Below are 23295 nucleotides of genomic sequence, written 5' to 3'. Positions count from 1 at the left end.
GTAGGCCCATACCCCATGCGCGCGACAGGCCGCACTACCCCCCAAAACACTGTATGCCCAACCATATGCCACACTCTCGTCCTTATGTCTTCAACAGAGTGGGCCCAGGCGGCCCTGCAGTCGTTCGATGCGGTGGTGCAGGCCACCCCGGGGTTCCGCAGCCGGGGTGGGCAGCGGCGCATGGCCGAGCAGGTGGCACAGACCTTCAGCCAGGCCACGCTGGGCAAGGTGGACGAGGAAGCGGGCGATGCTGCGCCCACCCGTTCCATCGCCGTGATCCAGGCCGGCACGGGCGTGGGCAAGTCGCTGGCCTACTGCGCGCCGGCCATTGCCATGGCGCTGTCGCGGGGCACCCGGGTGCTGATATCCACCGCCACGGTGGCGCTGCAGGAGCAATTGGTCAACAAGGACCTGCCCGCACTGGCACTGCTGCTGCCCCAGCCCTTCAAGTTTGCGCTAGCCAAGGGACGTGGGCGCTATGTCTGCAAGCTCAAGCTCGACCGCCTGGCCGGCACCGGCGAGGCCGAGGAGGTGATGGACGACGACCTGTTTGCCGAGGAAGAGGCTGCGGCCCGGGCCAAGCGCCCGCGCCAGGAGACCGAGGCACGCATCCAGTTCTACTCGGCCATGTCGCAGACCCTGGGCAAGGGCGGGTGGGACGGAGACCGTGACAGCCTGGACACGCCACCCGAGCCCGAAGTGTGGAGCGCCGTGGCGGCCGAGGGGGCCTCGTGCACCGGCAAGCACTGCCCGGCGTTCAGCCAGTGCACCTACTATGACAAACGCAAGGAGCTGATCGGCGCCCAGGTGATCGTGGCCAACCATGACCTGCTGCTGTCGTCCCTGGGCGCGCGCGTGCTGCCCGAGCTGGACAACTGCCTGCTGGTGCTGGACGAGGCCCACCACCTGCCCGCAACGGCCCTCGACCAGTTCGCCTGCAGCATGGACCTGAGCCGCGTGACCTGGATAGAGCGCCTTGCAAGCCGGGGCCTGCGCATCGGCGCGTTGCTGGAGGTGGAAGAAATCGCCGACATCCCCAAGCACTCGGGCCAGTTGCGCCAGACGCTGCAGGACCTGGCGCGCATCGTGATGGATGTTTACGGCCCGGCCCTCAAGAGCCAGAAGGACGCCTGGGGCCCGGCCCGCGTGCGCGTGCCGCGCGGTGTGCTGCCCGAGCAGCTGATCGCCCCGCTGGGCCTGCTGGCTGCCAGCGCCGATGGTTTTCTCGAAGCGCTGCGCGCCATTTCCAAGTCCCTGCGTGCCGAGATGCGCGACAAGCCCGACGAGGCGCGACGTCTGTCCACCCTGTACGCGCAGATCGGCATGCTGGCGCCGCGCCTGGAAGAGCTGCACGCCACCGCCCAGCTGCTGCTGCAAGATGCGCCCGAGGGCGCGGTGCCAGCCGCCAAGTGGTTCACGCTGGAGGTGGAGGGCGACTTCATCGTGGTGAAGGCGCATGCCAGCCCCATATTGCCCGGCACCACGCTGCGCAACCACCTGTGGAGCGCGGTGCGCGGCGCGGTGCTGACCTCGGCCACGCTCACCAGCTGCGGGCACTTCGAGTTCTTCATGCGCGAGTCGGGCCTGCATGGCGATGCGGCCGCCACCACGCTGGAGGTGCCGAGCCCCTTCAACTACGCCGCCCAGGGCACGCTGATAGCGGCCGAAACCCGGGCCGACCCCAAGAATGCCGCCGCCTTCACGGCGGAGATGGTGGACGCGCTGCTCTACGACATCGCCAACGTCGAGTACGGCGCGCTGGTGCTGTTCACCTCGCGCGAGCAGATGCGCCAGGCCGTGGAGGCCCTGCCCACCGCCATGCGCAGCGTGGTGCTGGTGCAGAACGCGCTGCCGCGCACGCAACTGCTCAAGCGCCACCGCGAGCGCGTGGCCGATGGGCAACCCTCGGTCATCTTCGGCATGCAGTCCTTCGGCGAGGGGCTGGACCTGCCGGGGCGGCTGTGCGAGTCGGTGTTCATCACCAAGCTGCCCTTCGCCCCGCCCGACGACCCGGTGGGCGAGGCCCGCGCCGAATGGCTGCGCGCCGTGGGGCGCGACCCCTTCAGCGAGCTGGTGGTGCCGGCCACCGCGATCCGCCTGGCCCAGTGGGTGGGCCGCGCCATCCGCACCGAGGAAGACCAGGCCCATGTGTACTGCTACGACAAGCGGCTCATGAACACCTCGTACGGGCAGCGCCTGCTCAAGGGCCTGCCGCCGTTTGCACTGGAGCAGCGCAGGCCGCGCTGAGCAGCGCCCCCCTTTGCCGCCATGCGGCACCGACCCTCTCTCCAGAAAAGAAAGAAAGCCTTCCATGACCCGCGCCATTCCCGCCTGCCCCCAATGCGGCCTGGAGAACACCTACCCCGATGGCAACGGCAGCCATGCCTGCCCGGACTGCAGTTTTGAATGGCCCATGGTGGCCGAGGCGGCAGAGACCGACGAGACCGACGAGGCCGGGAGCGACGGCACCGTGCGCGATGCCCATGGCAACCCGCTGGCCGACGGCGACGCCGTCATCCTGGTGAAGGACCTCAAGGTCAAGGGCTCGTCATCCACCCTCAAGAAGGGCACCAAGATCAAGGGCATCCGCCTGGTCGACGGCGCCGATGGCCACAACGTGGACTGCAAGACGGACCTGGGCAGCCTGCTGCTGAAGTCGGAGTTTCTGAAGAAAGCGTGATCGATTCCGGCTGAGGCGTCGCACTGCGAGGCGCTGCTGTCAGACAATGCCCTCCCCAAGCCGGGCCGGGGGACGACGCCCGCCACGCGCCATGCCGCCTACAGTGAATTTTTACCCATTCACTATCTGCCGGAGGCACCCCCATGGAACACGACACCCCTGCCCGCGAAACGCTGTGGAAGCTGATCAAGGACATCAAATTCGGCATGCTCACGCACCGCCATGCCAACGGCATGCTGCATGCGCACCCGCTGACCACGCAGAACCGCAGCATCGACGAGCAGTCGCTGCTGTACTTCTTCATCCCCCGCAGTGGCGAACTCTATGGCCGCCTGCTGACCGATGGCCAGGTGAACGTGTCGTACGCCGACCCCGGCGATGACAGCTATGTGTCCCTGTCGGGCCAGGCCAGCTTCGTCGAAGACCTGGCACAGAAGGAAGCCCTATGGTCACCCATGGCCAAGGCCTGGTTTCCTGCGGGCCACACCGACCCCAACCTGGCGTTGCTGGCCGTGCGCGTCGGCCATGCCGAGTACTGGGACGTCAAGGAAAGCAAGATGGTGCAGCTTTACAAGATGGCCAAGGCCGCCATCACCGGCGAGCAGCCACGTGACCTGGGCGAGCACAAGGAACTGACGCTGTCCTGAGGCAGCGCCTCCCGCTGGTGCGCCCCGCTTCCCGTCGGGCGCACCGTTCATCCCCGGACTACAGGAGATTTGGCATGAGCAGCAAGGAAAACCAGACCGACGACGACCTGAATGCCACCAGCGACGGCAGCGGCAAGGTGGCCAACGCCCACAACAGCGCAGGCGACAAGACCACGCAGATCAACCAGGGCCGCCGCACGCCAGAGAGCCGTGGTGACCGCGATACCCACCTGGGCAGCGGCAACCAGGGGCAATCGCGCCAGGGCGGGGCTGGCAGCAGCAGCGGTGGTGGGAGCCGCGGCGCGGGCTGACGCTGCGCACAGCCGCCACGCACCAGAAAGGGCCCTTGGGCTCTTTCTTTTTGATGGCTGGCCCTTGAAAACGCCGGTGCACCATCTATTTACCATCCATATGGATGGCAAACGACGGCCAAAAGGCACTATGACCCCTACTTCCAACACCTCCCTGACCTTGCGCAGCAAGGTCCCCGATTCGGAAAAGATCACCATCAACCTCGGCTATGTGGACCTGGGGCACATCGATCTGCTGGTATCGGAGGGCTTCTACGCCAACCGCACGGATTTCATCCGCACCGCCATTCGCAACCAGCTGAGCACCCAGAACGAGGAGGTGCGCCAGGTGGTGGCACGCAAGATGCTCGTACTGGGACTGCAGCGTTTTGGCCGCACCGACCTGGAGGCCGTGCAGGCCGCAGGCCAGACGCTGGAGATCCGGGTGCTGGGCCTGGCCAGCATCGAGGACGACGTGCCGCCGGCGCTGGCGCAGGCGACGATCGCCTCGGTCACCGTGCTGGGGGCGTTCCACGCCAGCCCGGCGGTGAAGGCCGCGCTGGCCGGCCGCATCGGTTGAGGCGCCCGCACCGCACATACCAGGCGCCGGAGAGGCCCCAACGCTCCGTACGGAGACAACCGCACACCGTGGCGGGGTGCACAACGCACCACAACGGCGATTTTTGATCCCTCTTGCAGACCGGCCCTTTCCAACGGCGGCATCCCGAGACAAAAAAGCAGACGGCACCGGCCGGCCCTGGGCCCCGGTGCCAAGAACGGCGCATGGCCAGCGGGCCCCGCCCCCACAAGATGACCCAAGGATCCCCCATGGACTGGAACCCCCATTTCAAAAAATTGCTCGGCAATGCCACCGACCTGGTGCGCAACGGCCAGCTGGCCGACGCCACCCGCGCCATCCAGCAGGCCCTGGGTGGTGCCATGGCCGGGCCGGCAACGGCCACGGCACCCCATGCGGGTGCCACCCTGCGCAGCGAGACAGCCCAGCAGCCGCCGGCCGCAGCACGGCCCGGCCCGAGTTGGCGCACCGGCTTTGCCGGGGCCGATGTGGAGGATGTGGCGGTGATCGACCTGCCGGCCGAGGATGCGGCCAGCGCGCCAACCTCGCGCAGCGAGCCCTCGGCGCCCAGCCCGCGCAAAACCCCGACCGGCCGACCGGCCGAGCTGCCCGGCAGTTTCACGCGCGTGGCTTTTGCACTCGCGGGAGCACCGCAGGACCACTACTACCTGTATGTACCGCCCGGCGCCAGCGCCGGCGCCCCGATGCCCCTGGTGCTGATGCTGCATGGCTGTACGCAAAACCCCGAGGACTTTGCCCTCGGCACCGGCATGAACACAGCGGCCGCGCCGGCCAACGCCCTGGTGCTCTATCCGGCCCAGCCCCAGAGCGCCAACCCCAATGGCTGCTGGAACTGGTTTCGCCCACAGGACCAGCAGCGCGGCGCTGGAGAGCCGGCCGTGCTGGTGGCCATGGTGCGCGAGGTGATGGCACGCCACCCGGTGGATGCGCAGCGCGTGTACGTGGCGGGCCTGTCGGCCGGCGGCGCCATGGCGGCTCTGCTGGGGCGCGAATACCCCGAGCTGTTTGCCGCCGTGGGCGTGCATTCGGGCCTGCAGGCCGGTGCTGCAAACAACGTGATGGGCGCGCTGTCGGCCATGAAGAACGGCGCCAAACTCTCCGGCGCCAGCCCGTTCGCACCTGCGCCACCACCGGTGCAGACCGGGGCCACGCCGCCCGTGATCGTGTTCCACGGCGATGCCGACGCCACCGTGCACGCGCGCAACGGCGAGCAATTGGTGGAGGCGGCCCTGGCCGGTGCCACGGGCGCTGTGCAGGAGGACGTGCGCACCGGCCGCTCGGCCAGCGGGCAAGGCTACACGCGCACGGTGTACCGCGCTGGCAACGCCATGGTGGCGGAACACTGGGTGCTGCACGGTGGCGGCCACGCCTGGGCCGGTGGCGATGCGCGCGGCAGCCACACCGATCCCCGGGGCGTGTCGGCCGCGCAGGAGATGCTGCGCTTCTTCCTGGAGCACCCCAGGGGCTGATCGGCAGGCGCCAACGGAATGGGTGGTGCCCACTGTGCTTACAGAGTACTGCGGGGCATTCGGTTTATCCTGCAGGCCCGCGCGACGCCGCCCGCTTCTTCAGGAGCCCCCACCCGTGCCTTCCAGCCACCCCATCGCATGCCGCTGCGGACAGGTCCGCGGACTCGTCCAGCCCACCGCGCCCTCCACCCGCTGCGTCTGCTACTGCCGAGACTGCCGGGCGTTTGCGCGCCACCTGGGGGCACAGGCCGACGTGCTGGACGCGTTCGGCGGTTCCGAGGTCATCCAGGTGCCTGCAGCGAACGTCACCTTCACCCAGGGCCAGGAGTCGCTGGCCTGCCTGCGCCTGACGGACAAGGGCATGCTGCGCTGGTATGCCGCGTGCTGCAACACGCCCATCGGCAACACCATGGCCGACCGACGCATGGGGTTCACCGGCCTGGTCCACACCAGCGTGCGTGGCGCATCGCTGGACGCCAGCTTCGGCCCGGTGACCATGCGCACCCAGGTCAAGAGTGCACTGGGCGCGCCCGGTTTCGGCAGCTCGGGCGAGCTGGCGGGCATTGCGCGCATGCTGGGCCTCGTTGCCAAAGCGCTGCTCACGGGCTCCTACCGCAAATCGCCGTTCTTCGATGCCAAGACCGGTGCGCCTGTGGCAGTACCGGTGGTTCTGTCGGCAGCCGAACACGCCGCCGCGCACAATGACGGCCCCTGAGGCACTGCCGCCCGCCACCCGACCCGCCATGCCTCCCATCGCCGTCATCGACTTTGAAACCACGGGTGTCTCGCCCGGCCAGGGCGCCCGCGCGACCGAGGTGGCCATCGTGCTGCTGGAGGGCGGTCGTGTGGTCGACCGCTTCCAGAGCCTGATGAAGACCGGCGTGTGGATCCCCTCGTTCATCACCCAGCTCACGGGCATCACCAATGCCATGGTGAATGCCGCGCCCGAGGCCGCCGGCGTGATGCAGGACGCCGCCCGCTTCGTGGGCAATGCGCCCATGGTGGCGCACAACGCCGCGTTCGACAGCAAGTTCTGGCAGGCCGAGCTGGCGCTGGCCGGCGTGGCCGCGCCGCACGCGTTCGCCTGCACGGTGCTGCTCTCGCGCCGGCTGTACCCCGAGGCGCCGAGCCACAAGCTCGGTACGCTGGTGGACTACCACGGCCTGCCGCGCACCGGCCAGGCCCACCGGGCCCTGGCCGATGCCGAGATGGCCGCCGAGCTGCTGGCGCGCATGCAGCACGACCTGCGCCAGCGCTGGGGCGTGGCCGAGCCCGGCCATGCGCTCTTGATGGCGCTGCAGCGCTGCGCCAAGCCCGGTATCGGCAAGCTGCTCGCACAGCATGGCAAGCCTGCGGTGCCGCTACCCTGCTGACCGATCTCCCTGCCCGCAACCCTTGTTTGCCGGCGCGGGCATGCGGCGAATCGCCGAAAATGCGCGGTTGCCTTCCTGAACCGATTCACACCATTTTTCCCATGACCGATACCACCCAAGCCCCACCCCTGCCCGACCACCTGTCCGTGGACCCGCGCAGCCCGCACCATGTCGCGGCCGTGTTCGAGCACGACATCGGCATCCGCTTCAACGGCAAGGACCGCTCTGACGTGCAGGAATACTGCGTCAGCGAAGGCTGGGTGAAGGTGCCCGCCGGCAAGACGCTGGACCGCAAGGGCCAGCCGCTGATGATCAAGCTCAAGGGCACGGTGGAAGCCTTCTACCGCCAGCCTGGATAAGCCCTTTTCCGCCGATTCCATGGACGGGTTGGCCCCGGCGGCCTGGGTGATCCACTGCGATGGCAGCGCCATACCCAACCCCGGCCGCATGGGCCTGGGCGCCGTGCTGGTCGCGCCCGACGGCACGCGCCACGCCCTGTCGCAGGCGACGCACACCACCGGCTGCAACAACGAGGCCGAACTGGGTGCGCTGGTGATGGCCTTGACCGAAGCCCGCGCCCGCGGCGCCACCACATTGCAGGTCTACAGCGACAGCGCCGTCCTGGTGGAGCAGCTCGGCGCAGTTGCCAATCCCCCCATTGAGCGCCTGGAACCCCTGTACGCCGCAGCACGCACCCTGCTGAAAAGCTTCGATCAGGTACAAATGCAGTGGATTGCGCGCCACCGCAATGGCGAGGCCGATGCGCTGGCGCGTGCGGCACTGGGTGCGCCGCCCAAGCCTTCGGTACACCCGTCCCTGCGCGGCCTGCCGCGAAAGAAGCAGCGCAGAAGCCCGCCGCCCTGACCGCTCACAGGGGGTCGAAGCCCATCGACGCCCGGTAGGCCGCGATCTTGGGCAGCAGCACCTGGCGGCGCGCCAGGCTTTCGGGTGGCCAATGGTCCTCGCGCTCGTAGTACTCGGGCACCGCCGTGGCACCCGCCGGCAGCACCACCCACGGCTGTTTGGAAGCCGTGAAGATGTGGATGTCGGGCGGCAGGTGGTCGGGCGCATCGAGCGTGCCCACGCGCACGAAGGACACCAGCGGGCCCGCACCCGCATAGTGGCTCCACACGGCCACATGGCAGTGCGGGCAGCGCGCGATCTTCTGGCCGAGGCCGCTTTCCGACGGGGTGTCGACCAGCACCGGCGGGCCGCCCAGCAGGCGGATGCGGTCGGCCTCGATCATGGCGTTGAGGGCGAAGGAGGCGCCGCTTCCGCGCTGGCACCAGCGGCAGTGGCAGCAATGCACGAACAGGGGTGCCGTTTCCATGCGGTAGCGCACATGGTGGCAGTCGCACCCGCCTTCGAGCGGGAACGGGGGCGTGGACGGGAACTGCATGGCGATCACTCCGTGGACGGCCGCACGTTACGGCAAAAGCCGCGCCCTGTCACTCCCGTCTTTTCACGCGCCGCAGTCCGCAGCGCGGGCCCGCAGCAGGGCCTGCTCCTGCGCGTTGCGGGTGAGGGTAGCGGCCAGCTCGAACTGCGCACGCGCCTCGCCATTGCGGCCCAGCTTGGCCAGCAGGTCGCCGCGCACGCTGGGCAGCCAGTGGTAGTCGCGCAGGGCAGGGTCAGCGCCCAGTGCATCGACCAGGGCCAGTGCGGCGCCGGGGCCGTCGGCCATGCCCACGGCCACGGCCCGGTTCAGCGCCACGACGGGCGAGGGCGAGACCTGCAGCAGCGCGTCGTACAGCGCCACGATGTGCTGCCAGTCGGTGTCTTCGGCGCGGCGCGCACGCGCGTGGCAGGCCGCGATGGCGCCCTGCAGCGCGTAGGGCCCCCAGGGGTGGCCGGCGCGGGCCAGTTGCTCGGCCCGGTCGAGCGCGGCCAGGCCGCGGCGCACCAGCAGGGGGTCCCAGCGCGAGCGGTCCTGGTCCAGGAGCAGCACGGGGCGGCCCTCGGCATCGGTGCGCGCGGGCAGGCGCGAGGCCTGGATCTCCAGCAGCGCCACCAAGCCCTGCACCTCGGGCTCGTCGGGCGTGAGGCCGGCGAGCACGCGCACCAGGCGCTGGGCTTCGCCGCACAGGGCAGGGCGCATCCAGTCGTCGCCTGCGGTGGCGGCATAGCCTTCGTTGAAGATGAGGTAGATGACTTCGAGCACCGAGGCCAGGCGCGGCGCGCGCTCCGCCGCGCCGGGCACCTCGAAGGGCACGTGCGCGGCCGTGAGGCTGCGCTTGGCGCGCACGATGCGCTGGGCCACCGTCGCCTCGGGCACGAGGAAGGCGCGTGCGATCTCCACGGTGGACAGGCCGCCCAGCAGCCGCAGCGTGAGCGCCACGCGCGCCTCGGTCGAGAGCACGGGGTGGCAGGCGGTGAAGACCAGGCGCAGCAGGTCGTCGCCGATGTCGTCCTGGCGCGCCGCGTCCAGGGCATCGACAAAATCCGGGGTGTACTGGGCTTCGAGTGCTTCCATGTCATGGCCCAGCGCCTCGTGCTCGCGCGCCTGCATGGCCTGCTGGCGCAGGTGGTCCAGGGCACGGTTGCGGGCGGTGGTCATGAGCCAGGCGGCGGGGTTGTCAGGCAGGCCATTGGCGGGCCAGTGCTCCAGGGCCGAGACCAGTGCGTCCTGCGCCAGCTCTTCGGCCCGGCCCACGTCGCGCGTCATGCGCGCCACGCGGGCGATGATGCGCGCGGCCTCGATGCGCCATACCGATTCGATGGTGCGGTGCAGGGCATCGGGGCTGGGCGCAGCCATGGTCAGCCGAGTGCCTTGCTGGCATCGACCATGTAGGCGAACTCCCAGGTGTGGCCGTCCAGGTCGTCGAAGCCATGGCCGTACATGAAGCCATAGTCCTGCGGTGCGCGCGGTGACGTGGCGCCGGCGGCCACGGCCTTGGCCACCAGGGTGTCGATCTCCTCGCGGCTCTGGGCCGACAGGCAGACCAGCACCTCGGAGGTCTTGCGCGCATCGGCCACCGCCTTGTCGGTGAAGGTCTTGTAGAACTCCTCGACGAGCAGCATCACGAAGAGGTTCTCGCCGAGCACCAGGCAGGCACCCTGCTCGTTGGTGAACTGCGGGTTGAAGTCATAGCCCAGCGCGCGGAAGAAGGCTTGCGAGCGGCCCATGTCCTTGATGGGCAGGTTGACGAAGATCATCTGGTGTTGCATGGCGGTCTCCTGAGTGGATGAAACGATAAGGGATAACGGACGTGGAAAACAGGGGGTGATGCGAAAGCCGGACAGGATCACTTGGCGGCCTCGGCCGCGAGGAAGCCCAGGCCGTCCTCGAAGTCCTTGCCGACCATGTGGTCCATGTTGAGGAACAGGTGCATGAGCTTGGCCAGGTAGGGCACGGGGCCGTGCATGGCCCAGGTGACGCGGGTGGCCTGGGCGCTGCCACCCTCGGGCTGGAGCGTGAAGTCCACGCGGTTGTGGGCCTCGAACGGGGCGACGAAGTCGAGCTTCATGCCCACATGGGCTGGGGCCGTGGCCTCGGTGATCTCCATGCTGCCCGTGCCCACCTTGTCGCCCTGCCAGGCATAGCGGGCGCCGGGGCCGGCGGTGGCGGTGCTGTACTCGCCCTTGGCACCGGGGTCCTTGCGCTCGTAGGGGTTCCAGGTGTTGAACTGGCGCAGGTCCTGGACCAGGCCGAACACGCGCTCGGGCGGGGCCTCGATCACGCGGCTGCGCTCCACGCGGAAGGTATCGGGGCGGGTGGCCGCATAGGCCAGCAGCAGGGCCAGGGCGGCCAGCACGATGAGGGCGATGGTCTTGATCATGGTGATTCCTTGGGTGGTAGTGGGAAACCGGGTTCAGCCGCGCGCGGCTTCGATGTCGCGAAAGCGCTGCACGCCGTCACCGGGTGCGAAGTCATCGAGCTCGAAGACCGGGCGCACCTCGATCTCGGCGTCAAGCCCCTCGCCGCGCGGGTTGGGAAAGCGCCGCGCCCACTCCATGGCCTCGTCGCGCGAGCGCACCTGGATCAGCGTGTAGCCGGCGATCAGTTCCTTGGTCTCGGTGAAGGGCCCATCGACCACCGTGCGCTGGCCGTCGCTGCCGTAGCGCACGCGCCAGCCCTGGGCGCTGGCCTTGAGGCCCATGCCATCGAGCAGCACGCCGGCGCGCGACAGCTCCTCGTGGTAGGCGCCCATCACGGCCAGCATGTCCTCGCCGGGCAGCACGCCGGCTTCGCTCTCCGGGCTGGCCTTGACCAGAATCATGAATCGCATGGCACATCTCCTGTGTGTGGAAGTCCCTGTGCAGGGGATGGAAATTCCCTGCGCTTATCCTCCACGACGGACAGGCGCCCCCGGAATCGACACGGATTCCGAAAAATCGGGGTTTGTACCTAGAAAATTTCGATCCCCCAATGAGAACAGCCCATGCCGGGCACGGCATGGGCTGCTTGCAAAGAAAGCGCGGCGGTCAGCGCTTGGCCGCGGGGTTCTGCGCCATGTAGGCGAGGGTGGCGCTGGTGAGGGCGCGCACACCGATGCGCAGCGCCTTCTCGTCGATCACGAACTCCGACGAATGGTTGGGCGCACCGGACTTGTCGCCGAACGGCGAGGCATACAGGTTCCAGAACACCACGGGCACGCCGCTGCCGCCGAAGGAGCCGAAGTCCTCCGAGCCCATGGAAGGCAGCACTTCCTTCGCCTTGTCGGCGCCACCGGCGGCGACCGCGAAGGCCGGGGCCAGGGCAGCCGTGATCTTCGGATCGCTCACCACCACCTCGTAGCCGGTGTCGATGGTGACCTCGGCGGTGAGGCCCGCGCTCTCGGCGATCTTTTGGGCCTTGAGGCGGATGCTGTCGTGCGCGACCTTCTGGTTGCGCGCCGAGAGCGAACGCACGGTGCCACCGATCTCGGCCGTGTCGGGCAGGATGTTCACGCGATTGCCGCTTTGCAGCAGGCCCACGGTGACCACGGTGGGGCCGTCGAGTGGGTCGATCTGCTGGCTGATGATGCCCTGCAGGGCGAGCACGATCTCGGCGGCCGCCAGCGTCGGGTCCTTGGCCGTCCAGGGCGAGGAGCCGTGGCCGCCCTTGCCCTGGAGCTTGATGTTGAACACATCGCCGCTGGCCATGAAGCTGCCGGCGCGGTAGGCCAGGGTGTTGCCCGGTGCGCGGGCGCTGATGTGCTGGCCCATGACGACATCGACCTTGGGGTTGTCGAGCACCTTGGCCTCCATCATGGCCTTGGCACCGCTGGGCACGAGGCCCGGGCCCAGTTCCTCGGCCGGCTGGAACAAAAAGACCACCGTGCCCGCGAGTTCGCTGCGCACGCTGGACAGGGCCTGCGCCGCGCCCAGCAGCATGGCCACGTGCGTGTCGTGCCCGCAGGCGTGGGACACCGGCGTCTCGTTGCCGCGCCATTGCGCGCGCGCCGTGGACTTGAAGGGCAGGTCGTTGCGCTCCTGCACGGGCAGAGCGTCCATGTCGGCGCGCAGGGCCACCACCGGGCCCGGCTTGCCGCCGCGCAGCACGGCCTTGATGCCGGTCTTGGCGATGCCGGTCTGCACCTCGATGCCGGGCATTTTCGCCAGCGCCGCCGCAATGTAGGCCGCGGTCTGGACCTCTTCGTAGGACAGCTCGGGGTGCTGGTGGATGTGGCGGCGCCAGGCGATCACCTGGGGTTCGGCCGCATCGGACAAGGCCAGCACGCGCTGGGCCAGGGGCGACGTGGTCTGGGCGGATGCGGACATCGCCAGGCTGGCAAGCAGAGCGGCCAGCGGCAGGAGCCGGTGTTTCATGGAAAGGACCTTCGGGTTGGACGACGACCGGCAACTCTAGTACCAAGCCCATACCGCGAACAGTCACAATTTCATTCACGTGAAAACCAAAATGCATCACCCTGCGTACCGGAGACTTCGATGAAACCGCACCAGCTCAAGGCCTTTCTCGCGGTGGTGGAGCTGCACAGCATCCGCCGGGCGGCGAATGCGCTGCACATCACCCAGCCGGCAATCTCGCGCGCGATCCGTGAGCTGGAAGAACACCTGGCGGTGCCGCTGTTCGTGCGCAGCGCGCATGGCGTCACGCCCACCGAATACGGCCTGGCCTTCGAGCGCCGCGCGCGCCTGCTGGAGCAGGAGGCCGAGAGGGCGCGCGACGAGCTGCGCCAGATGCGCGACGGCCAGCTCGGCTGCGTGCGCGTGGCGCTGTCCTCGGTACCGGCCATGGCACTGCTGCAGCAGGCGCTGGCACTGTTCCGCGCCGAGCTGCCAGCCACCGCGCTGGAGTTCAGCGAGGGCCTGGCGCCCCTGGTGCTGCCCGCCTTGCGCGAGGGCCTGCTGGACCTGGCCCTGGTGCAGCACCGCCTGGAGCGCGTCGGCCCGGACGTGGATTGCGAGGAGCTGCTGACCACGCCGCTGGCCATCTGCGCGCGGGTGGGCCATCCGCGTGCGCGGGCCCGCAGCCTGGCGGCACTGCAGCACGAGGAGTGGGTGGGCTGGGACCGCGCCATGGTTGAAGACCTGTTCGCCGGCAGCGGCGTGCCCGCGCCCGAGCGCATCGTGGTCAGCCGCTCGATGGAGATCACGCGCGCGCTGGTGGGCCGGGGCGATCTGATCAGCGTGTTCGCACGTCCGGCGCTCGACCGGGAGCTGGCGCGCCACGGTATCCGCGCGATTCCCGTGCAGACCCGCCTGCCGGAGCTGACCATCAGCGCCGTCACGCGGCGCGGCCACATCCCGACGCCGGCGGCACAGAAGTTTCTCGAAGCGGTGCGCACGGCAGCCCGGGGCATCGCAACCCCATAGCCTGGCCATGCAGGACAGCGGCGAAAGGGGCGACCGTGAAAAATTGCCCACATTGCGGTCTTTGTGCCCGCCAGGACCGCCGCGAGCCCGGCCACGGCGCAGGCGGCCCTTACGATCATGCGAAGGACCCACCACCGCATGAACAAGCACACCCCTCCCATCGCAGCACCCTGGATCGCCAGCATTCCCCTGTCGGCCGATGGCGCGGCATTCGCGCTGCTCATCGTGCACCCGGGCCGGGCCATTGCGCCACCCGAGGGCCTGCGCGCCATCATGCGTTTCAACGCCGATGGCGAGGGTGGCTTTGTCGCCGCGGCCATGGCGGGGGACGGCTGCTGGGGCTACATCGACGCCGAAGGCCATTGGCGCGTGCCCCCCACGCTGGAGAACGCGCGCGACTATTCCGAAGACGGCCTGGCACGCTTTTGCCAGGGCGGGCGCTGGGGCTTCGTGAACCTGGCGGGCGAGGTGGTGATCGCACCGGCCTTTGAGGACACGCGGCCGTTTCGCGGCGGGCTGTGTGCGGTGATGGTGGGCAAGAACTCCTGGCGCATCATCGACCGCGAAGGGAAGTTCACCTGCGAGGAGAGCTTTCGCGAACTGAGCACCTTCGGCGCGGGCGCACTGGCGCGCGCGGTGAGCAAGGCCAAGGGCACGAACCAGCTCGCCTATGGCTATGTCGACGGCCAGGGCCGCTGGGTGATCGAGCCGCGCTTTCAGCGCGCGTTGCCGTTCGGCGAGCAGCCCGCCACCGCCGCATCGCTGGATGGGGAGACGTATGGCCTGATCGATGCACGCGGGCAGTGGGTGCTGGAGCCCCGCTACCCAGACATCCGGGCCTTCAACAAGCAGGGGCTGGCCTACTTCGACGAACCCGACTCGTGGGACAACGGCCACGGCTACCTGGACGCCAAGGGGCGCGTGGTGATCAAGGGCGAGCGGCACCTGTCCAGACACATGGTGCACGGCATGGTGTGCAGCGACTACAACGGCGCCGGCTATCTGCGCGCGGATGGCAAGGCGCTGGACACGCCGTCGCTGGTCTACGGCAGCCACTTCCGCTCGGAAGGCGGCTTTGCGGTGGTGCGCACCGCCGCATCGGCAGCGCACAAGGGCCACGCAGGCCGGCCCGCCGCCTGGGCCCTGCTGCACCCCGATGGCCGCGTGGCAAGCCTGGCAGAGCCCCTGCTGGAGCCCCTGACGAACGGCGATGGATGGCTGGTGGAGGAGATGAACGACACGCCGCTGGTGCCGTTTCTCACGCGCGATGGGCAGGTGGCGTACCTCGACCGCGATGGCGCCGTGGTCTGGCGCGCGCAGTACGACGGACAGCACGCCACGCTGCTCGATGCGCAGGGCCAGGCGCTGTGGCGCAGCGACGCGCAAGAGGGCGACTGCCGGGCGCCCCACCCCTTCTTCCTGCCACCCATCACCGACCACCTGGAGGGCATCGACACGCTGGACGGCATCGTTCCCCTGGCCGAGACCTTGCTGGCCGAAGCCGAGGCCCGGCTGCACCGCCTGGCTGCGGGCCAGACGCTGGAGCGCGAGCCCTCGCCAGATGGCGACGACGACGATGATGAGGACGGGGACGACGATGAGGACACCGTGCAGGCGAATCGCGCGGTGGTGCTGCGGCGGGTGATGCGCACCTACATCAGCGAGGAGCACAACGGCCCCTACGAGTTCCTGTGCTCTGAGTTGAGCGACGCGGTGAACCAGGCCCGCGAGGCGATGCTGCAGGCGCTGGAGGCCCGCTACGGCCCGGCCGACCCGGACCCCGAACACGCCGCACCCTGGCACGGCGCTGAACGTACCCAGGCCTGGGCGGTGCCGATGGCCCAGGCCCTGCCGGGCGATACCGGTGTGCTGCACGAGTCGCGCGAGCAATGGGTCACGCTGTACAAGAGCTCCGACTCTGGCGATGGCGATGCCTGGTGGGAGCTGTGGCTGATGGTGGCCCCGAGCCTGGACGCCCTGGAGACGGCACGGCGTGCACGCAGCGGCCTGGTGTCGCAGGGCGCTGAGGACGGCGATGGCGGCAATGATGAAGCGGGCGATGAAGCGGGCGATGAAGGGGGGGATGAGGGGGAGGTCGATAGCGCATCCGGCGAGCGCCCCAAGCCCCAGACGCGCGCCGAATGGCTGCAGGCCGTGGGCAGCGACCGCTATGCCATTGGCCAGGTGCCCGCCCAGTGGCTGGACGACGCGATGGTGGATGCCGCCCTGGCCAACGAGGTGGAGGCGCTGGCCTTTGTGCCGCCGGCCTTCCAGACGCCCGAGCGCCTGGAGGCGCTGGTGCGCCAGGGCGTGAACTCGGCGGCCAGCATCCCGCCCGAATGCATGACCGCACAGGCCTTGGCGCTGGCCCGGCAGCTGTACGCGCAAGAGTCCGACTGGCACTGGCGCGACGAGCGCAACAGCCGCATCCCCAAGGAATGGGACCACAACAGCCTGGGCGACGTGTGGGGCTGCCTGCTGACGCCGGAGCTGGCACTCAAGGCAGTGCGCGCACAGGCACCGCTGCGCGACCTGGCGCACTGGCTGCGCACCGATGCGGTGGAGAAGGCGGCGCTCAAGGCCGACGTCTACAACATCAGCTACATCGACAAGGCGAAGATCACGCCAGAGCTGGCTGCGCTGGCCGTGCAGCACGACTATGGCTGCCTGATCGAGGAGATTCCGCCCGAACTGGTTACCCCTGAGCTGTGCCTGGTGTCGGCCCGCGTCAATGGCCTGTCGCTGGAGAAGATGTCCGAGCCGCTGCGCAGCGTTGCGGTGTGCGTGGCCGCGCTCAAGGACCGCTCGGACGTGTTCCCGCACGTGCCCGAGGCCCTGCGCCTGGCCGTCACCACGCAACTGATCGAGGACGATCTGGCCGGGGCGCGCAAGGAGGGCGAGCCGCGCGAGGGCAGCCACTGGCACGGCTACCGGGCGTGGGTCAAGCTCTGGGACGAGGACTACGAGGGCGCCATCGCCGACGCGAAGCTGGGGCTGCCGCAGATGCGCTACGAGCAGCATGCGAACTATGTGCTGGCCAGCGCCTACATGGAACTCGGGCGCGAGGCCGAGGCGGCGCTGGAGGCATCGACCGTGCTGTCCCTGCAGTCACCGTACAGCGCGCAGTGGAACGACGAGGAGGACACCAGCTGGCTGCAGGCGCTGGTGCAGGAGCAGGCCGGCACGGCCGACGATGGTGCGCTGCTGGCCCAGCTGCAGTCGCACCCGCGCACGCTGGCGGACATTCCGCGCGAGCGCATCACCCATGCCATGGTGGATGTGGCCATGGCGGTCGACGAGGACACGGTGCGCTTCGTGCCGCGCCGGCTCATGACACCGGCACGCTACGCCGCGGCCCTGCGCCAGGGCGTCAAGCAGTTCGAGCAGATACCCCCAGCCATGCTGGGCGAGGAGGCCTGCATCGAGTACGTGAGCGGTGGTGGCTGGCGCCTGGAATACCTGCCCGAGGCGCTGCGCACGGTCATGGTGTGCGCGCACGCGGTGCGGCGCAGCAGCAGTGCCATGGAGTATGTGCCCGAGGCACTGCGTGCCCAGGTGCGGGAGGCCATGAAACAGCTGAGCGCCGAGGAGGACGCAGACAGCTCGACCGGTTCTGCCAGCGGCGACTGGCTGACGCGCCGGCTCGTGGATTCGCTGATGACCAAGGACGCCACGGCATCGGGCGGGCTGCAGCAAAGGGGCATGTTCACGGCCTTTATCCTGAAGACCATGCTGGGTGCGAAGTCCGACGACACCGCGAGGCTCAAGGGCCTGGCCGGGTGGTTCGAGGTGCGACCCTTCCTGGCCATGGTGACCAACCTGGTGCTGGGCCTGGCCGCGCTGGTCAGCCATGCATTCGTGTCCGTGGGCGCCTGGCGCGCCGAGGGCCCATGGGTGGGGCTGGGCACCTTTGCGCTGATGGGCTTTTCGGAGCTCTACTGGGCCTGGCGCTTTGTGTTCTCCACGCCGTTCAGGCCCGGGCTGGGCGTGGCCTGCCTGGTGGTGATGCTCTACGTGTTCGCCTGGCGCTGGATGTACCGGCGCATCGGCTTGGTCTATGCGGCCCAGGCCAAGGACAAGGGCGAGGATTGAGCGCTCAGAAGGTGTGAATGGACCCGGCGTGTCCGAGCAGGCCGCCAAAACGCGTGCGATCTAGGCGCAAAGCGGAGACATAGCTCGGGCTATGGCGAGCATCTGCAACGACGAGCGCGCGTGTTTTGGAGGGATGAACGGGCATGTCGGGTTCGTTCACACCTTCTTAGGCTGTCGCGCCGTCGTAGCAGGGGGCGATGGCGCGCACCTCGATGGTCGCCCATTCGGCGGCCGGGCATTCGCGCGCGATGGCCAGGGCCTCTTCGCGCGTGGCGCAGTCCACGAGGAAGAAGCCGCCGATCATTTCCTTGGTCTCGGCGAAGGGGCCGTCGACCAGGCGCGGCTGGCCTTCACGCACCTGCAGGCGCACGCCCTGGGTGTCGTTGGCAAGGGATTCACCACCCAGCAGCAGGCCACGCGCCTGCAGGCCGGCGCCGAAGCGCTGCATGCGCGCATAGACCTCCTGCCCTTTGGCCAGGCCGCGCTCGGCACGCTGGCCTGGGGGTTCCATGATGAGCAGCATGTAGGGCATGGGGATCTCCGGCAGTGAATGGTGGGGATGGGCGCGATTCTAGAAGCGTCTTCAGAACACGGCCCGGCCCGGCGTGCGCAGCGCCTGCACCAGGTCGGCGGCCAGGCGCGGCATATCCGTGGGCCGGCATTCGCCCAGGCTCACGCGCACGGCCGGGGCACTGGCCAGGCGCAGCGGCGTGCCGGCCTGCACGGCCCAGCCGCGCGAGGCCATGGACTGCACCACGGCCGCCTCGTCGGCCACGGGCAGCCACAGGTGCAGGCCCTCGCCGGGCGCCAGCACGACCTGCTGCGCGGCCAGCGCCTGCACCAGGGCCTGGCGCCGCGCGGCGTAGGAGCCGCCGGCCTGCGCCAGCGCGCTGCCCTCGCGCATCTGCCGCCACAGGCCTGCCGCCAGGCCTTGCAGGATGCGGCTGACCCAGCGTGGCCCCAGGGCCTGCTGCGCCTGCATGGATTGCAGCAGGGCAGGGCTGCCCGTGCCCAGCGCCACGCGCACGTCGGGCCCGAGGAACTTGCTGACCGACACCACGTGCAGCCACAGCGGGGGAAGTGATGCGGCCATGGCCAGTGGCGCGGCGGACAGCGGGCCCCAGTGGTCATCGAGCACCACGAGCAGGTGGGGCAGCGCCTGCAGTTGGCCGTGCAGCGCCTTCCATCGCGCGGGGCTGAGCGCCGCGCCCGTGGGGTTGTGCGCGCGGGGCGTGAGCACCAGGGCCGTGCAGCCTGCGAGCACCCCGGCATCGGGAATGCACACGCCTTCGCCATCCACGGACAGCGGCACGGGCTTCAGGCGCAGGCTGTGCAGCAGCGCCACCATGGGCGGCCAGCAGGGGTCTTCGACCGCGACGCGCTCGCCCGGACGCGTGTGCGCACGCAGGGCCCGCTCCACCGCATCGAGCGTGCCGGAGAACACGGCGATCTGTTCGCAAGGCAGGCCCTGGGCCGACAGCCATTGGCGCGCCTCGGCCTGCAGTGCGGGCAGGTCGGCCGGGGCGTCGTAGCCCGCAGAGGAGGTCAGTGCCGCCCAGGTTGCTGCGCCGCCCTGCAACTGGGGCAGCAGGGCCGCATCGACATTGCCGCTGGCCAGGTCGCGCAGGCCCTGGGGCACGGCATAGGCGTGGGGCATGCGCTCGGGCGGCTCGACCACACGCGTGCCACGGCGCCCATCGGTCACGACATGGCCGGCATCGCGCAGGCGCGCGTACGCAGCCGCCACAGTGTTGGGGTTGACGCCCAGTTGCTGCGCCGCCACGCGCACCGCAGGCAGGGGATTGCCAGGCGGCAAGGTTCCGTCGCGCATGGCGGCCAGCAGGCTGTCGGCGATGTCCGCAGTGGTTTTTCCGGAAACGTACAATGTACTCATACATTCATTTTAATGTACTAGTACAAAAATGGAAACCACCATGAAGACCTCGCTCGTGCTGCGCCATGTGCCCTTCGAGGACCTGGGCCTGCTGGCCCCTGTGCTGCAGCAGCGCGGCTATTCCGTGCGCACCCACGATGCGGGGGTGGGGCCGCTGGAGGACAGCCTGCACCCAGAACCTGACCTGCTGGTGGTGCTGGGCGGGCCCATCGGCGCCTTCGACGAAACGGCCTACCCGTTTCTCGCCGACACGCTGGCGCTGTTGCGCGAGCGGCTGGCGCGCCGGCTACCGGTGCTCGGCATCTGCCTGGGTGCACAGCTCATGGCGCGGGCCCTGGGTGCCGGCGTGGCGCCCATGGGGCACAAGGAGATCGGCTTTGCGCCGCTGGCCCTTACGCCAGGCGGCGAACGCTCGGTGCTGGCCCCCCTGGCCCAGGGCACGCCGGTGCTGCACTGGCATGGCGACCAGTTCGAAATACCACCCGGCGCCGAAAACCTGGCCACCACGCCCCTGTGCCCGCACCAGGCCTTTGCCGTGGGCACGCATGCGCTCGCCTTGCAGTTCCACCTGGAAGCGGACCTCTCGCGCATCGAGCAGTGGCTGGTGGGCCATGCCTGCGAGCTGGCTGCGGCCGGCGTAGATCTGCATGCGCTGCGCGCCGGGGCGCGCGAGCACGGCGCGGCGCTGGCCCATGCGGCCGAGGCCGTGTTCGGCGCCTGGCTCGACGGCATCGAGGTCGGCGGGGCATGACCGCCGTGCTGCTGGGCCAGGTGGCGGCCGTGCTGCGTGGGGCCGCCGTGCCGTTCGGCGACCGGCCGGACACACGCAGCGCCATTGCCAAGCAGGCCGTCGCGGGCCCGGTGCCTGTGGACGCGGCCGGCCTGCAGGGCGACGAGCAGGGCAAAATCCGCATCCACGGCGGCCCCGACAAGGCCGTGCACCAGTACCCGCTGGACCACTACGCGCTGTGGCGCAGCGAGCTCGGTGATCTGCCCGTGCTGGAGCAGCCGGGGGCCTTTGGCGAGAACATCGCCAGCACCGGCATGGCCGAGGCCGACCTGTGCTGGGCCGACCGCATACGCATGGGCAGCGTGCTGCTGGAGGTCACGCAGACGCGCCAACCGTGCTGGAAGCTCAACACCCGCTTCGGCCTGCCCGACATGGCGCTGCGCCTGCAGCGCACAGGCCGCACCGGCTGGTACTACCGCGTGCTCGCGCTCGGCACCGTGCAGGCGGGTGACGCCATCACGCTGGTGGCACGCCCGTACCCGGCCTGGCCGCTGGCGCGCGTGATCGGGGTGCTCTACCACCGCGTGCTCGATGCCGCGCTGCTGCGCGAACTGGCGGCGTTGCCCTTGCCGGCGGCATGGCAGAAGCTGGTGGCACGGCGGCTGGAGCAGGGGACGGTGGAGGACTGGAGCCGGCGCACCCAAGGGGTCTGAAGACCCAGGGCTTGGCAGCGCGGCCAGGCCTGTGCTAGGATTTCCTGCTATGCAACGCAGCATGTCCCTATCCACCCTATCGCTAGGCCTAGTGCCTGGCCGGGGTCTGCCTGCGTTCGCCATCGTTGCCGCCACGTCGCGCAACACCTGATTTCCCCCTGACCCCGGCCCGCGAACCAGCCTTTGCTTCCACGCAAAGGGCTGCAGGGGACGTCACTCGTTTTTCATTCGTTTGACCTGCTGTGCAGGCAGCGCCTTCCCTTCAGATGGCGCGCCGCACAGCGTTCGTGGAGCCTCTCATGATCGCCAAGCCCGCCACCAAGTACCAGCCCATCGCCCCCGTTGCGCTCACCGACCGCACCTGGCCCTCGCGGTCCATCACCCAGGCGCCGATCTGGTTGTCCACCGACCTGCGCGATGGCAACCAGGCCCTGTTCGAGCCGATGAACGGCGAGCGCAAGATGCGCCTGTTCCAGGAGCTCGTGCGCATCGGCTTCAAGGAGATCGAGGTGGGCTTTCCGGCCGCCTCGCAGACCGATTTCGACTTCGTGCGCCGCCTGATCGATGAAGACCTGGTGCCCCAGGACGTGACCCTCATGGTCATGACGCAGTCGCGAGCCGACCTGATCGAGCGCACCGTGGAGGCCGTGCGCGGCGCGCCGCGCGCCATCGTGCACCTGTACAACGCCACGGCACCGGCCTGGCGGCGCATCGTCTTCGGCATGAACGTGACGCAGGTCATGGAGTTCATCGACCAGCATGTCTCGCACCTTAAGCGCCTGACCGATGCCCAGCCCGGGACGCAGTGGACGCTGCAGTACTCGCCCGAGACCTTCAGCGCCACCGAGCTCGAAGTCTCGCTGCGCGCCTGCCAGACGGCCATCCACGCCTGGGGCGTGGGCCCAGAGCGGCGCATCATCATCAACCTGCCGACCACGGTGGAAAACGCCACGCCCAACGTGTTCGCCGACCAGATCGAGTGGATGCACCGGCGCCTGGCGCCGCGCGAACACGTGGTGCTCTCGGTGCACCCGCACAACGACCGCGGCACGGGCGTGGCCGCGGCCGAGCTGGCCATGATGGCCGGCGCCGACCGCGTGGAGGGCTGCCTCTTCGGCAACGGCGAGCGCTGCGGCAACGTGGACATCGTGACCCTGGCGCTCAACATGTACACCCAGGGCGTACACCCGGGGCTGGATTTCTCGGACATTACCGCCGTGGCGCGCGTGGCCGAGGAATGCACGGCGCTGCCCGTGCACCCGCGCCACCCCTATGCGGGCGACCTGGTGTTCACCGCGTTCTCGGGCTCGCACCAGGACGCGATCAAGAAGGGCTTTGCCGCGCAGGACCCGAACGGCCTGTGGGAAGTGCCCTACCTGCCCATCGACCCGGCAGACCTCGGCCGCACTTACGACAGCGTGATCCGCGTAAACAGCCAGTCGGGCAAGGGCGGCATTGCATTTTTGCTCGAGCGCGAGCACGGCGTGGTGATGCCCCGGCGCATGCAGGTGGAGTTCAGCGCCGTGGTGCAGCGCCAGACCGACGCCAGCGAGGGCGAGATGACCGGCGATGCGCTGTGGAAGCTGTTCCAGTCCACCTACCTGGCCAGCGGCCCCGACGCGGCCATCGTCTGCCATGGCCACAGGCTGGCCGATGACGGCCAGGGCATCGAGCTCGATGTGAGCATCGACGGCGTGCGCCACACCCTGCAAGGCCAGGGCAACGGCCCGATTGCCGCGACGGTGGATGCGCTGGGCCTGCCGCTGCGCGTGGACCACTACGAGGAGCGCGCCACCGGCACGGGCGCCAACGCCCAGGCCCTGGCCATCGTGGAGGCGGCGCTCGACGGCGTGGCCGGCTCCACCTTCGGCGCCGGCACCAGCCACAACATCGTGACCGCCTCGGTGCAGGCCATCGTGAGCGTAGCCAACCGGCTCGCCGAGCGCCGCGAAGGCGCCCGGGCAGCGACCGCAACGGTGTAAACGAAGACGGAGACAACAGTGGCGATGCCTTCACAAAAGGCAGTTGCCACGGCGGGGCATTCACCCCC

At 69.3% G+C, this 23295-nt stretch carries 23 protein-coding genes; 15 read left to right on the top strand and 8 right to left on the bottom strand.

The annotated features are described in order from the left end of the window. Positions 1-84 precede the first annotated feature (84 nt). From dinG to ACSQ9E_RS28975, 10 genes are all read left to right on the top strand, one after another. A complete protein-coding gene (gene dinG, locus ACSQ9E_RS29020) occupies positions 85-2247 on the top strand; it encodes an ATP-dependent DNA helicase DinG (protein WP_436219850.1) in 2163 nt (720 codons plus the stop codon). Positions 2248-2311: 64 nt separating this feature from the next. Further along, the gene (locus ACSQ9E_RS29015; RefSeq protein WP_436219849.1) at positions 2312-2680 is read left to right on the top strand and encodes a zinc ribbon domain-containing protein YjdM; all 369 of its coding nucleotides are present in this window, start codon (positions 2312-2314) and stop codon (positions 2678-2680) included. A 143-nt stretch (positions 2681-2823) separates the two neighbouring features. Further along, positions 2824-3327 carry a pyridoxamine 5'-phosphate oxidase family protein gene (locus tag ACSQ9E_RS29010; RefSeq protein WP_436219848.1) on the top strand — a complete coding sequence of 168 codons (504 nt, stop codon included), beginning with the start codon at positions 2824-2826 and terminating at the stop codon, positions 3325-3327. 74 nt (positions 3328-3401) lie between these two features. After that, on the top strand, positions 3402-3638 hold the full coding sequence (locus ACSQ9E_RS29005; protein ID WP_436219847.1) for a hypothetical protein: 237 nt from the start codon (positions 3402-3404) through the stop codon (positions 3636-3638). Positions 3639-3768: 130 nt separating this feature from the next. Then, positions 3769-4197 carry a CopG family transcriptional regulator gene (locus ACSQ9E_RS29000; protein ID WP_436219846.1) on the top strand — a complete coding sequence of 143 codons (429 nt, stop codon included), beginning with the start codon at positions 3769-3771 and terminating at the stop codon, positions 4195-4197. Between the two features lie 248 nt (positions 4198-4445). After that, on the top strand, positions 4446-5684 hold the full coding sequence (locus tag ACSQ9E_RS28995) for an extracellular catalytic domain type 1 short-chain-length polyhydroxyalkanoate depolymerase (RefSeq protein ID WP_436219845.1): 1239 nt from the start codon (positions 4446-4448) through the stop codon (positions 5682-5684). 115 nt (positions 5685-5799) lie between these two features. Further along, positions 5800-6399 carry a DUF6151 family protein gene (locus tag ACSQ9E_RS28990; RefSeq protein ID WP_436219844.1) on the top strand — a complete coding sequence of 200 codons (600 nt, stop codon included), beginning with the start codon at positions 5800-5802 and terminating at the stop codon, positions 6397-6399. Between the two features lie 28 nt (positions 6400-6427). Beyond that, entirely contained in the window at positions 6428-7057 is a 630-nt protein-coding gene (locus tag ACSQ9E_RS28985; protein ID WP_436219843.1) for a 3'-5' exonuclease, read from the top strand. Between the two features lie 101 nt (positions 7058-7158). After that, positions 7159-7416 carry a DUF3297 family protein gene (locus ACSQ9E_RS28980; protein ID WP_436219842.1) on the top strand — a complete coding sequence of 86 codons (258 nt, stop codon included), beginning with the start codon at positions 7159-7161 and terminating at the stop codon, positions 7414-7416. A 19-nt stretch (positions 7417-7435) separates the two neighbouring features. After that, a complete protein-coding gene (locus tag ACSQ9E_RS28975; protein WP_436219841.1) occupies positions 7436-7921 on the top strand; it encodes a ribonuclease HI family protein in 486 nt (161 codons plus the stop codon). Positions 7922-7925: 4 nt separating this feature from the next. On the opposite strand, the gene ACSQ9E_RS28970 is transcribed toward ACSQ9E_RS28975, so the two are convergent. The 6 genes from ACSQ9E_RS28970 to ACSQ9E_RS28945 all read right to left on the bottom strand — a co-directional run bounded on the left by ACSQ9E_RS28970 (position 7926) and on the right by ACSQ9E_RS28945 (position 12808). Continuing rightward, on the bottom strand, positions 7926-8456 hold the full coding sequence (locus tag ACSQ9E_RS28970) for a GFA family protein (protein ID WP_436219840.1): 531 nt from the start codon (positions 8454-8456) through the stop codon (positions 7926-7928). Positions 8457-8519: 63 nt separating this feature from the next. Beyond that, a complete protein-coding gene (locus ACSQ9E_RS28965; RefSeq protein WP_436219839.1) occupies positions 8520-9812 on the bottom strand; it encodes an RNA polymerase sigma factor in 1293 nt (430 codons plus the stop codon). A 2-nt stretch (positions 9813-9814) separates the two neighbouring features. Further along, complete coding sequence (locus ACSQ9E_RS28960) at positions 9815-10225, bottom strand: VOC family protein (protein ID WP_436219838.1); 411 nt, start codon at positions 10223-10225, stop codon at positions 9815-9817. Positions 10226-10302: 77 nt separating this feature from the next. Next, complete coding sequence (locus ACSQ9E_RS28955; RefSeq protein WP_436219837.1) at positions 10303-10836, bottom strand: SRPBCC family protein; 534 nt, start codon at positions 10834-10836, stop codon at positions 10303-10305. Between the two features lie 33 nt (positions 10837-10869). Further along, the gene (locus ACSQ9E_RS28950) at positions 10870-11286 is read right to left on the bottom strand and encodes a YciI family protein (RefSeq protein WP_436219836.1); all 417 of its coding nucleotides are present in this window, start codon (positions 11284-11286) and stop codon (positions 10870-10872) included. A gap of 196 nt (positions 11287-11482) precedes the next feature. Further along, positions 11483-12808: a M20 metallopeptidase family protein gene (locus tag ACSQ9E_RS28945; RefSeq protein ID WP_436219835.1), complete on the bottom strand. Its 1326-nt coding sequence runs from the start codon at positions 12806-12808 to the stop codon at positions 11483-11485. A 120-nt stretch (positions 12809-12928) separates the two neighbouring features. Here ACSQ9E_RS28945 and ACSQ9E_RS28940 point away from each other — a divergent pair, with 120 nt between their 5' ends. After that, entirely contained in the window at positions 12929-13816 is an 888-nt protein-coding gene (locus ACSQ9E_RS28940; RefSeq protein ID WP_436219834.1) for a LysR family transcriptional regulator, read from the top strand. A gap of 138 nt (positions 13817-13954) precedes the next feature. Then, on the top strand, positions 13955-17908 hold the full coding sequence (locus ACSQ9E_RS28935; RefSeq protein WP_436219833.1) for a WG repeat-containing protein: 3954 nt from the start codon (positions 13955-13957) through the stop codon (positions 17906-17908). Positions 17909-18074: 166 nt separating this feature from the next. Here the strand turns inward: ACSQ9E_RS28935 and ACSQ9E_RS28930 are convergent, their stop codons facing one another. Beyond that, positions 18075-18440, bottom strand: coding sequence for a YciI family protein (locus ACSQ9E_RS28930; RefSeq protein WP_428002972.1), 366 nt, complete (start codon positions 18438-18440; stop codon positions 18075-18077). Between the two features lie 51 nt (positions 18441-18491). Next, the gene (locus ACSQ9E_RS28925) at positions 18492-19802 is read right to left on the bottom strand and encodes an aminotransferase class I/II-fold pyridoxal phosphate-dependent enzyme (protein ID WP_436219832.1); all 1311 of its coding nucleotides are present in this window, start codon (positions 19800-19802) and stop codon (positions 18492-18494) included. A gap of 40 nt (positions 19803-19842) precedes the next feature. Here ACSQ9E_RS28925 and ACSQ9E_RS28920 point away from each other — a divergent pair, with 40 nt between their 5' ends. From ACSQ9E_RS28920 to leuA, 3 genes are all read left to right on the top strand, one after another. Then, complete coding sequence (locus ACSQ9E_RS28920) at positions 19843-20553, top strand: glutamine amidotransferase (protein WP_436219831.1); 711 nt, start codon at positions 19843-19845, stop codon at positions 20551-20553. Further along, positions 20550-21245 carry an MOSC domain-containing protein gene (locus ACSQ9E_RS28915; RefSeq protein WP_436219830.1) on the top strand — a complete coding sequence of 232 codons (696 nt, stop codon included), beginning with the start codon at positions 20550-20552 and terminating at the stop codon, positions 21243-21245. The genes ACSQ9E_RS28920 and ACSQ9E_RS28915 overlap by 4 nt, the downstream gene beginning before the upstream one ends. Positions 21246-21544: 299 nt before the next feature. Further along, complete coding sequence (leuA, locus tag ACSQ9E_RS28910; RefSeq protein ID WP_436219829.1) at positions 21545-23227, top strand: 2-isopropylmalate synthase; 1683 nt, start codon at positions 21545-21547, stop codon at positions 23225-23227. Positions 23228-23295 lie beyond the last annotated feature (68 nt).

Source organism: Acidovorax sp. LjRoot118 (assembly GCF_964253575.1).
GTDB lineage: Bacteria > Pseudomonadota > Gammaproteobacteria > Burkholderiales > Burkholderiaceae_C > Acidovorax.
The sequence above is the reverse complement of the archived record's forward strand: the minus strand, read 5'-3'. Positions and strand labels throughout refer to the sequence as shown.

Excerpts from the sequence above, each read along its gene's own strand:
- dinG (WP_436219850.1), top strand. The coding sequence starts at position 85 with ATGTCTTCAACAGAGTGGGCCCAGGCGGCCCTGCAGTCGTTCGATGCG.
- ACSQ9E_RS29015 (WP_436219849.1), top strand. The coding sequence starts at position 2,312 with ATGACCCGCGCCATTCCCGCCTGCCCCCAATGCGGCCTGGAGAACACC.
- ACSQ9E_RS29010 (WP_436219848.1), top strand. The coding sequence starts at position 2,824 with ATGGAACACGACACCCCTGCCCGCGAAACGCTGTGGAAGCTGATCAAG.
- ACSQ9E_RS29005 (WP_436219847.1), top strand. The coding sequence starts at position 3,402 with ATGAGCAGCAAGGAAAACCAGACCGACGACGACCTGAATGCCACCAGC.
- ACSQ9E_RS29000 (WP_436219846.1), top strand. The coding sequence starts at position 3,769 with ATGACCCCTACTTCCAACACCTCCCTGACCTTGCGCAGCAAGGTCCCC.
- ACSQ9E_RS28995 (WP_436219845.1), top strand. The coding sequence starts at position 4,446 with ATGGACTGGAACCCCCATTTCAAAAAATTGCTCGGCAATGCCACCGAC.
- ACSQ9E_RS28985 (WP_436219843.1), top strand. The coding sequence starts at position 6,428 with ATGCCTCCCATCGCCGTCATCGACTTTGAAACCACGGGTGTCTCGCCC.
- ACSQ9E_RS28980 (WP_436219842.1), top strand. The coding sequence starts at position 7,159 with ATGACCGATACCACCCAAGCCCCACCCCTGCCCGACCACCTGTCCGTG.
- ACSQ9E_RS28975 (WP_436219841.1), top strand. The coding sequence starts at position 7,436 with ATGGACGGGTTGGCCCCGGCGGCCTGGGTGATCCACTGCGATGGCAGC.
- ACSQ9E_RS28970 (WP_436219840.1), bottom strand. The coding sequence starts at position 8,456 with ATGCAGTTCCCGTCCACGCCCCCGTTCCCGCTCGAAGGCGGGTGCGAC.
- ACSQ9E_RS28965 (WP_436219839.1), bottom strand. The coding sequence starts at position 9,812 with ATGGCTGCGCCCAGCCCCGATGCCCTGCACCGCACCATCGAATCGGTA.
- ACSQ9E_RS28960 (WP_436219838.1), bottom strand. The coding sequence starts at position 10,225 with ATGCAACACCAGATGATCTTCGTCAACCTGCCCATCAAGGACATGGGC.
- ACSQ9E_RS28955 (WP_436219837.1), bottom strand. The coding sequence starts at position 10,836 with ATGATCAAGACCATCGCCCTCATCGTGCTGGCCGCCCTGGCCCTGCTG.
- ACSQ9E_RS28950 (WP_436219836.1), bottom strand. The coding sequence starts at position 11,286 with ATGCGATTCATGATTCTGGTCAAGGCCAGCCCGGAGAGCGAAGCCGGC.
- ACSQ9E_RS28945 (WP_436219835.1), bottom strand. The coding sequence starts at position 12,808 with ATGAAACACCGGCTCCTGCCGCTGGCCGCTCTGCTTGCCAGCCTGGCG.
- ACSQ9E_RS28940 (WP_436219834.1), top strand. The coding sequence starts at position 12,929 with ATGAAACCGCACCAGCTCAAGGCCTTTCTCGCGGTGGTGGAGCTGCAC.
- ACSQ9E_RS28935 (WP_436219833.1), top strand. The coding sequence starts at position 13,955 with ATGAACAAGCACACCCCTCCCATCGCAGCACCCTGGATCGCCAGCATT.
- ACSQ9E_RS28930 (WP_428002972.1), bottom strand. The coding sequence starts at position 18,440 with ATGCCCTACATGCTGCTCATCATGGAACCCCCAGGCCAGCGTGCCGAG.
- ACSQ9E_RS28925 (WP_436219832.1), bottom strand. The coding sequence starts at position 19,802 with ATGAGTACATTGTACGTTTCCGGAAAAACCACTGCGGACATCGCCGAC.
- ACSQ9E_RS28920 (WP_436219831.1), top strand. The coding sequence starts at position 19,843 with ATGAAGACCTCGCTCGTGCTGCGCCATGTGCCCTTCGAGGACCTGGGC.
- ACSQ9E_RS28915 (WP_436219830.1), top strand. The coding sequence starts at position 20,550 with ATGACCGCCGTGCTGCTGGGCCAGGTGGCGGCCGTGCTGCGTGGGGCC.
- leuA (WP_436219829.1), top strand. The coding sequence starts at position 21,545 with ATGATCGCCAAGCCCGCCACCAAGTACCAGCCCATCGCCCCCGTTGCG.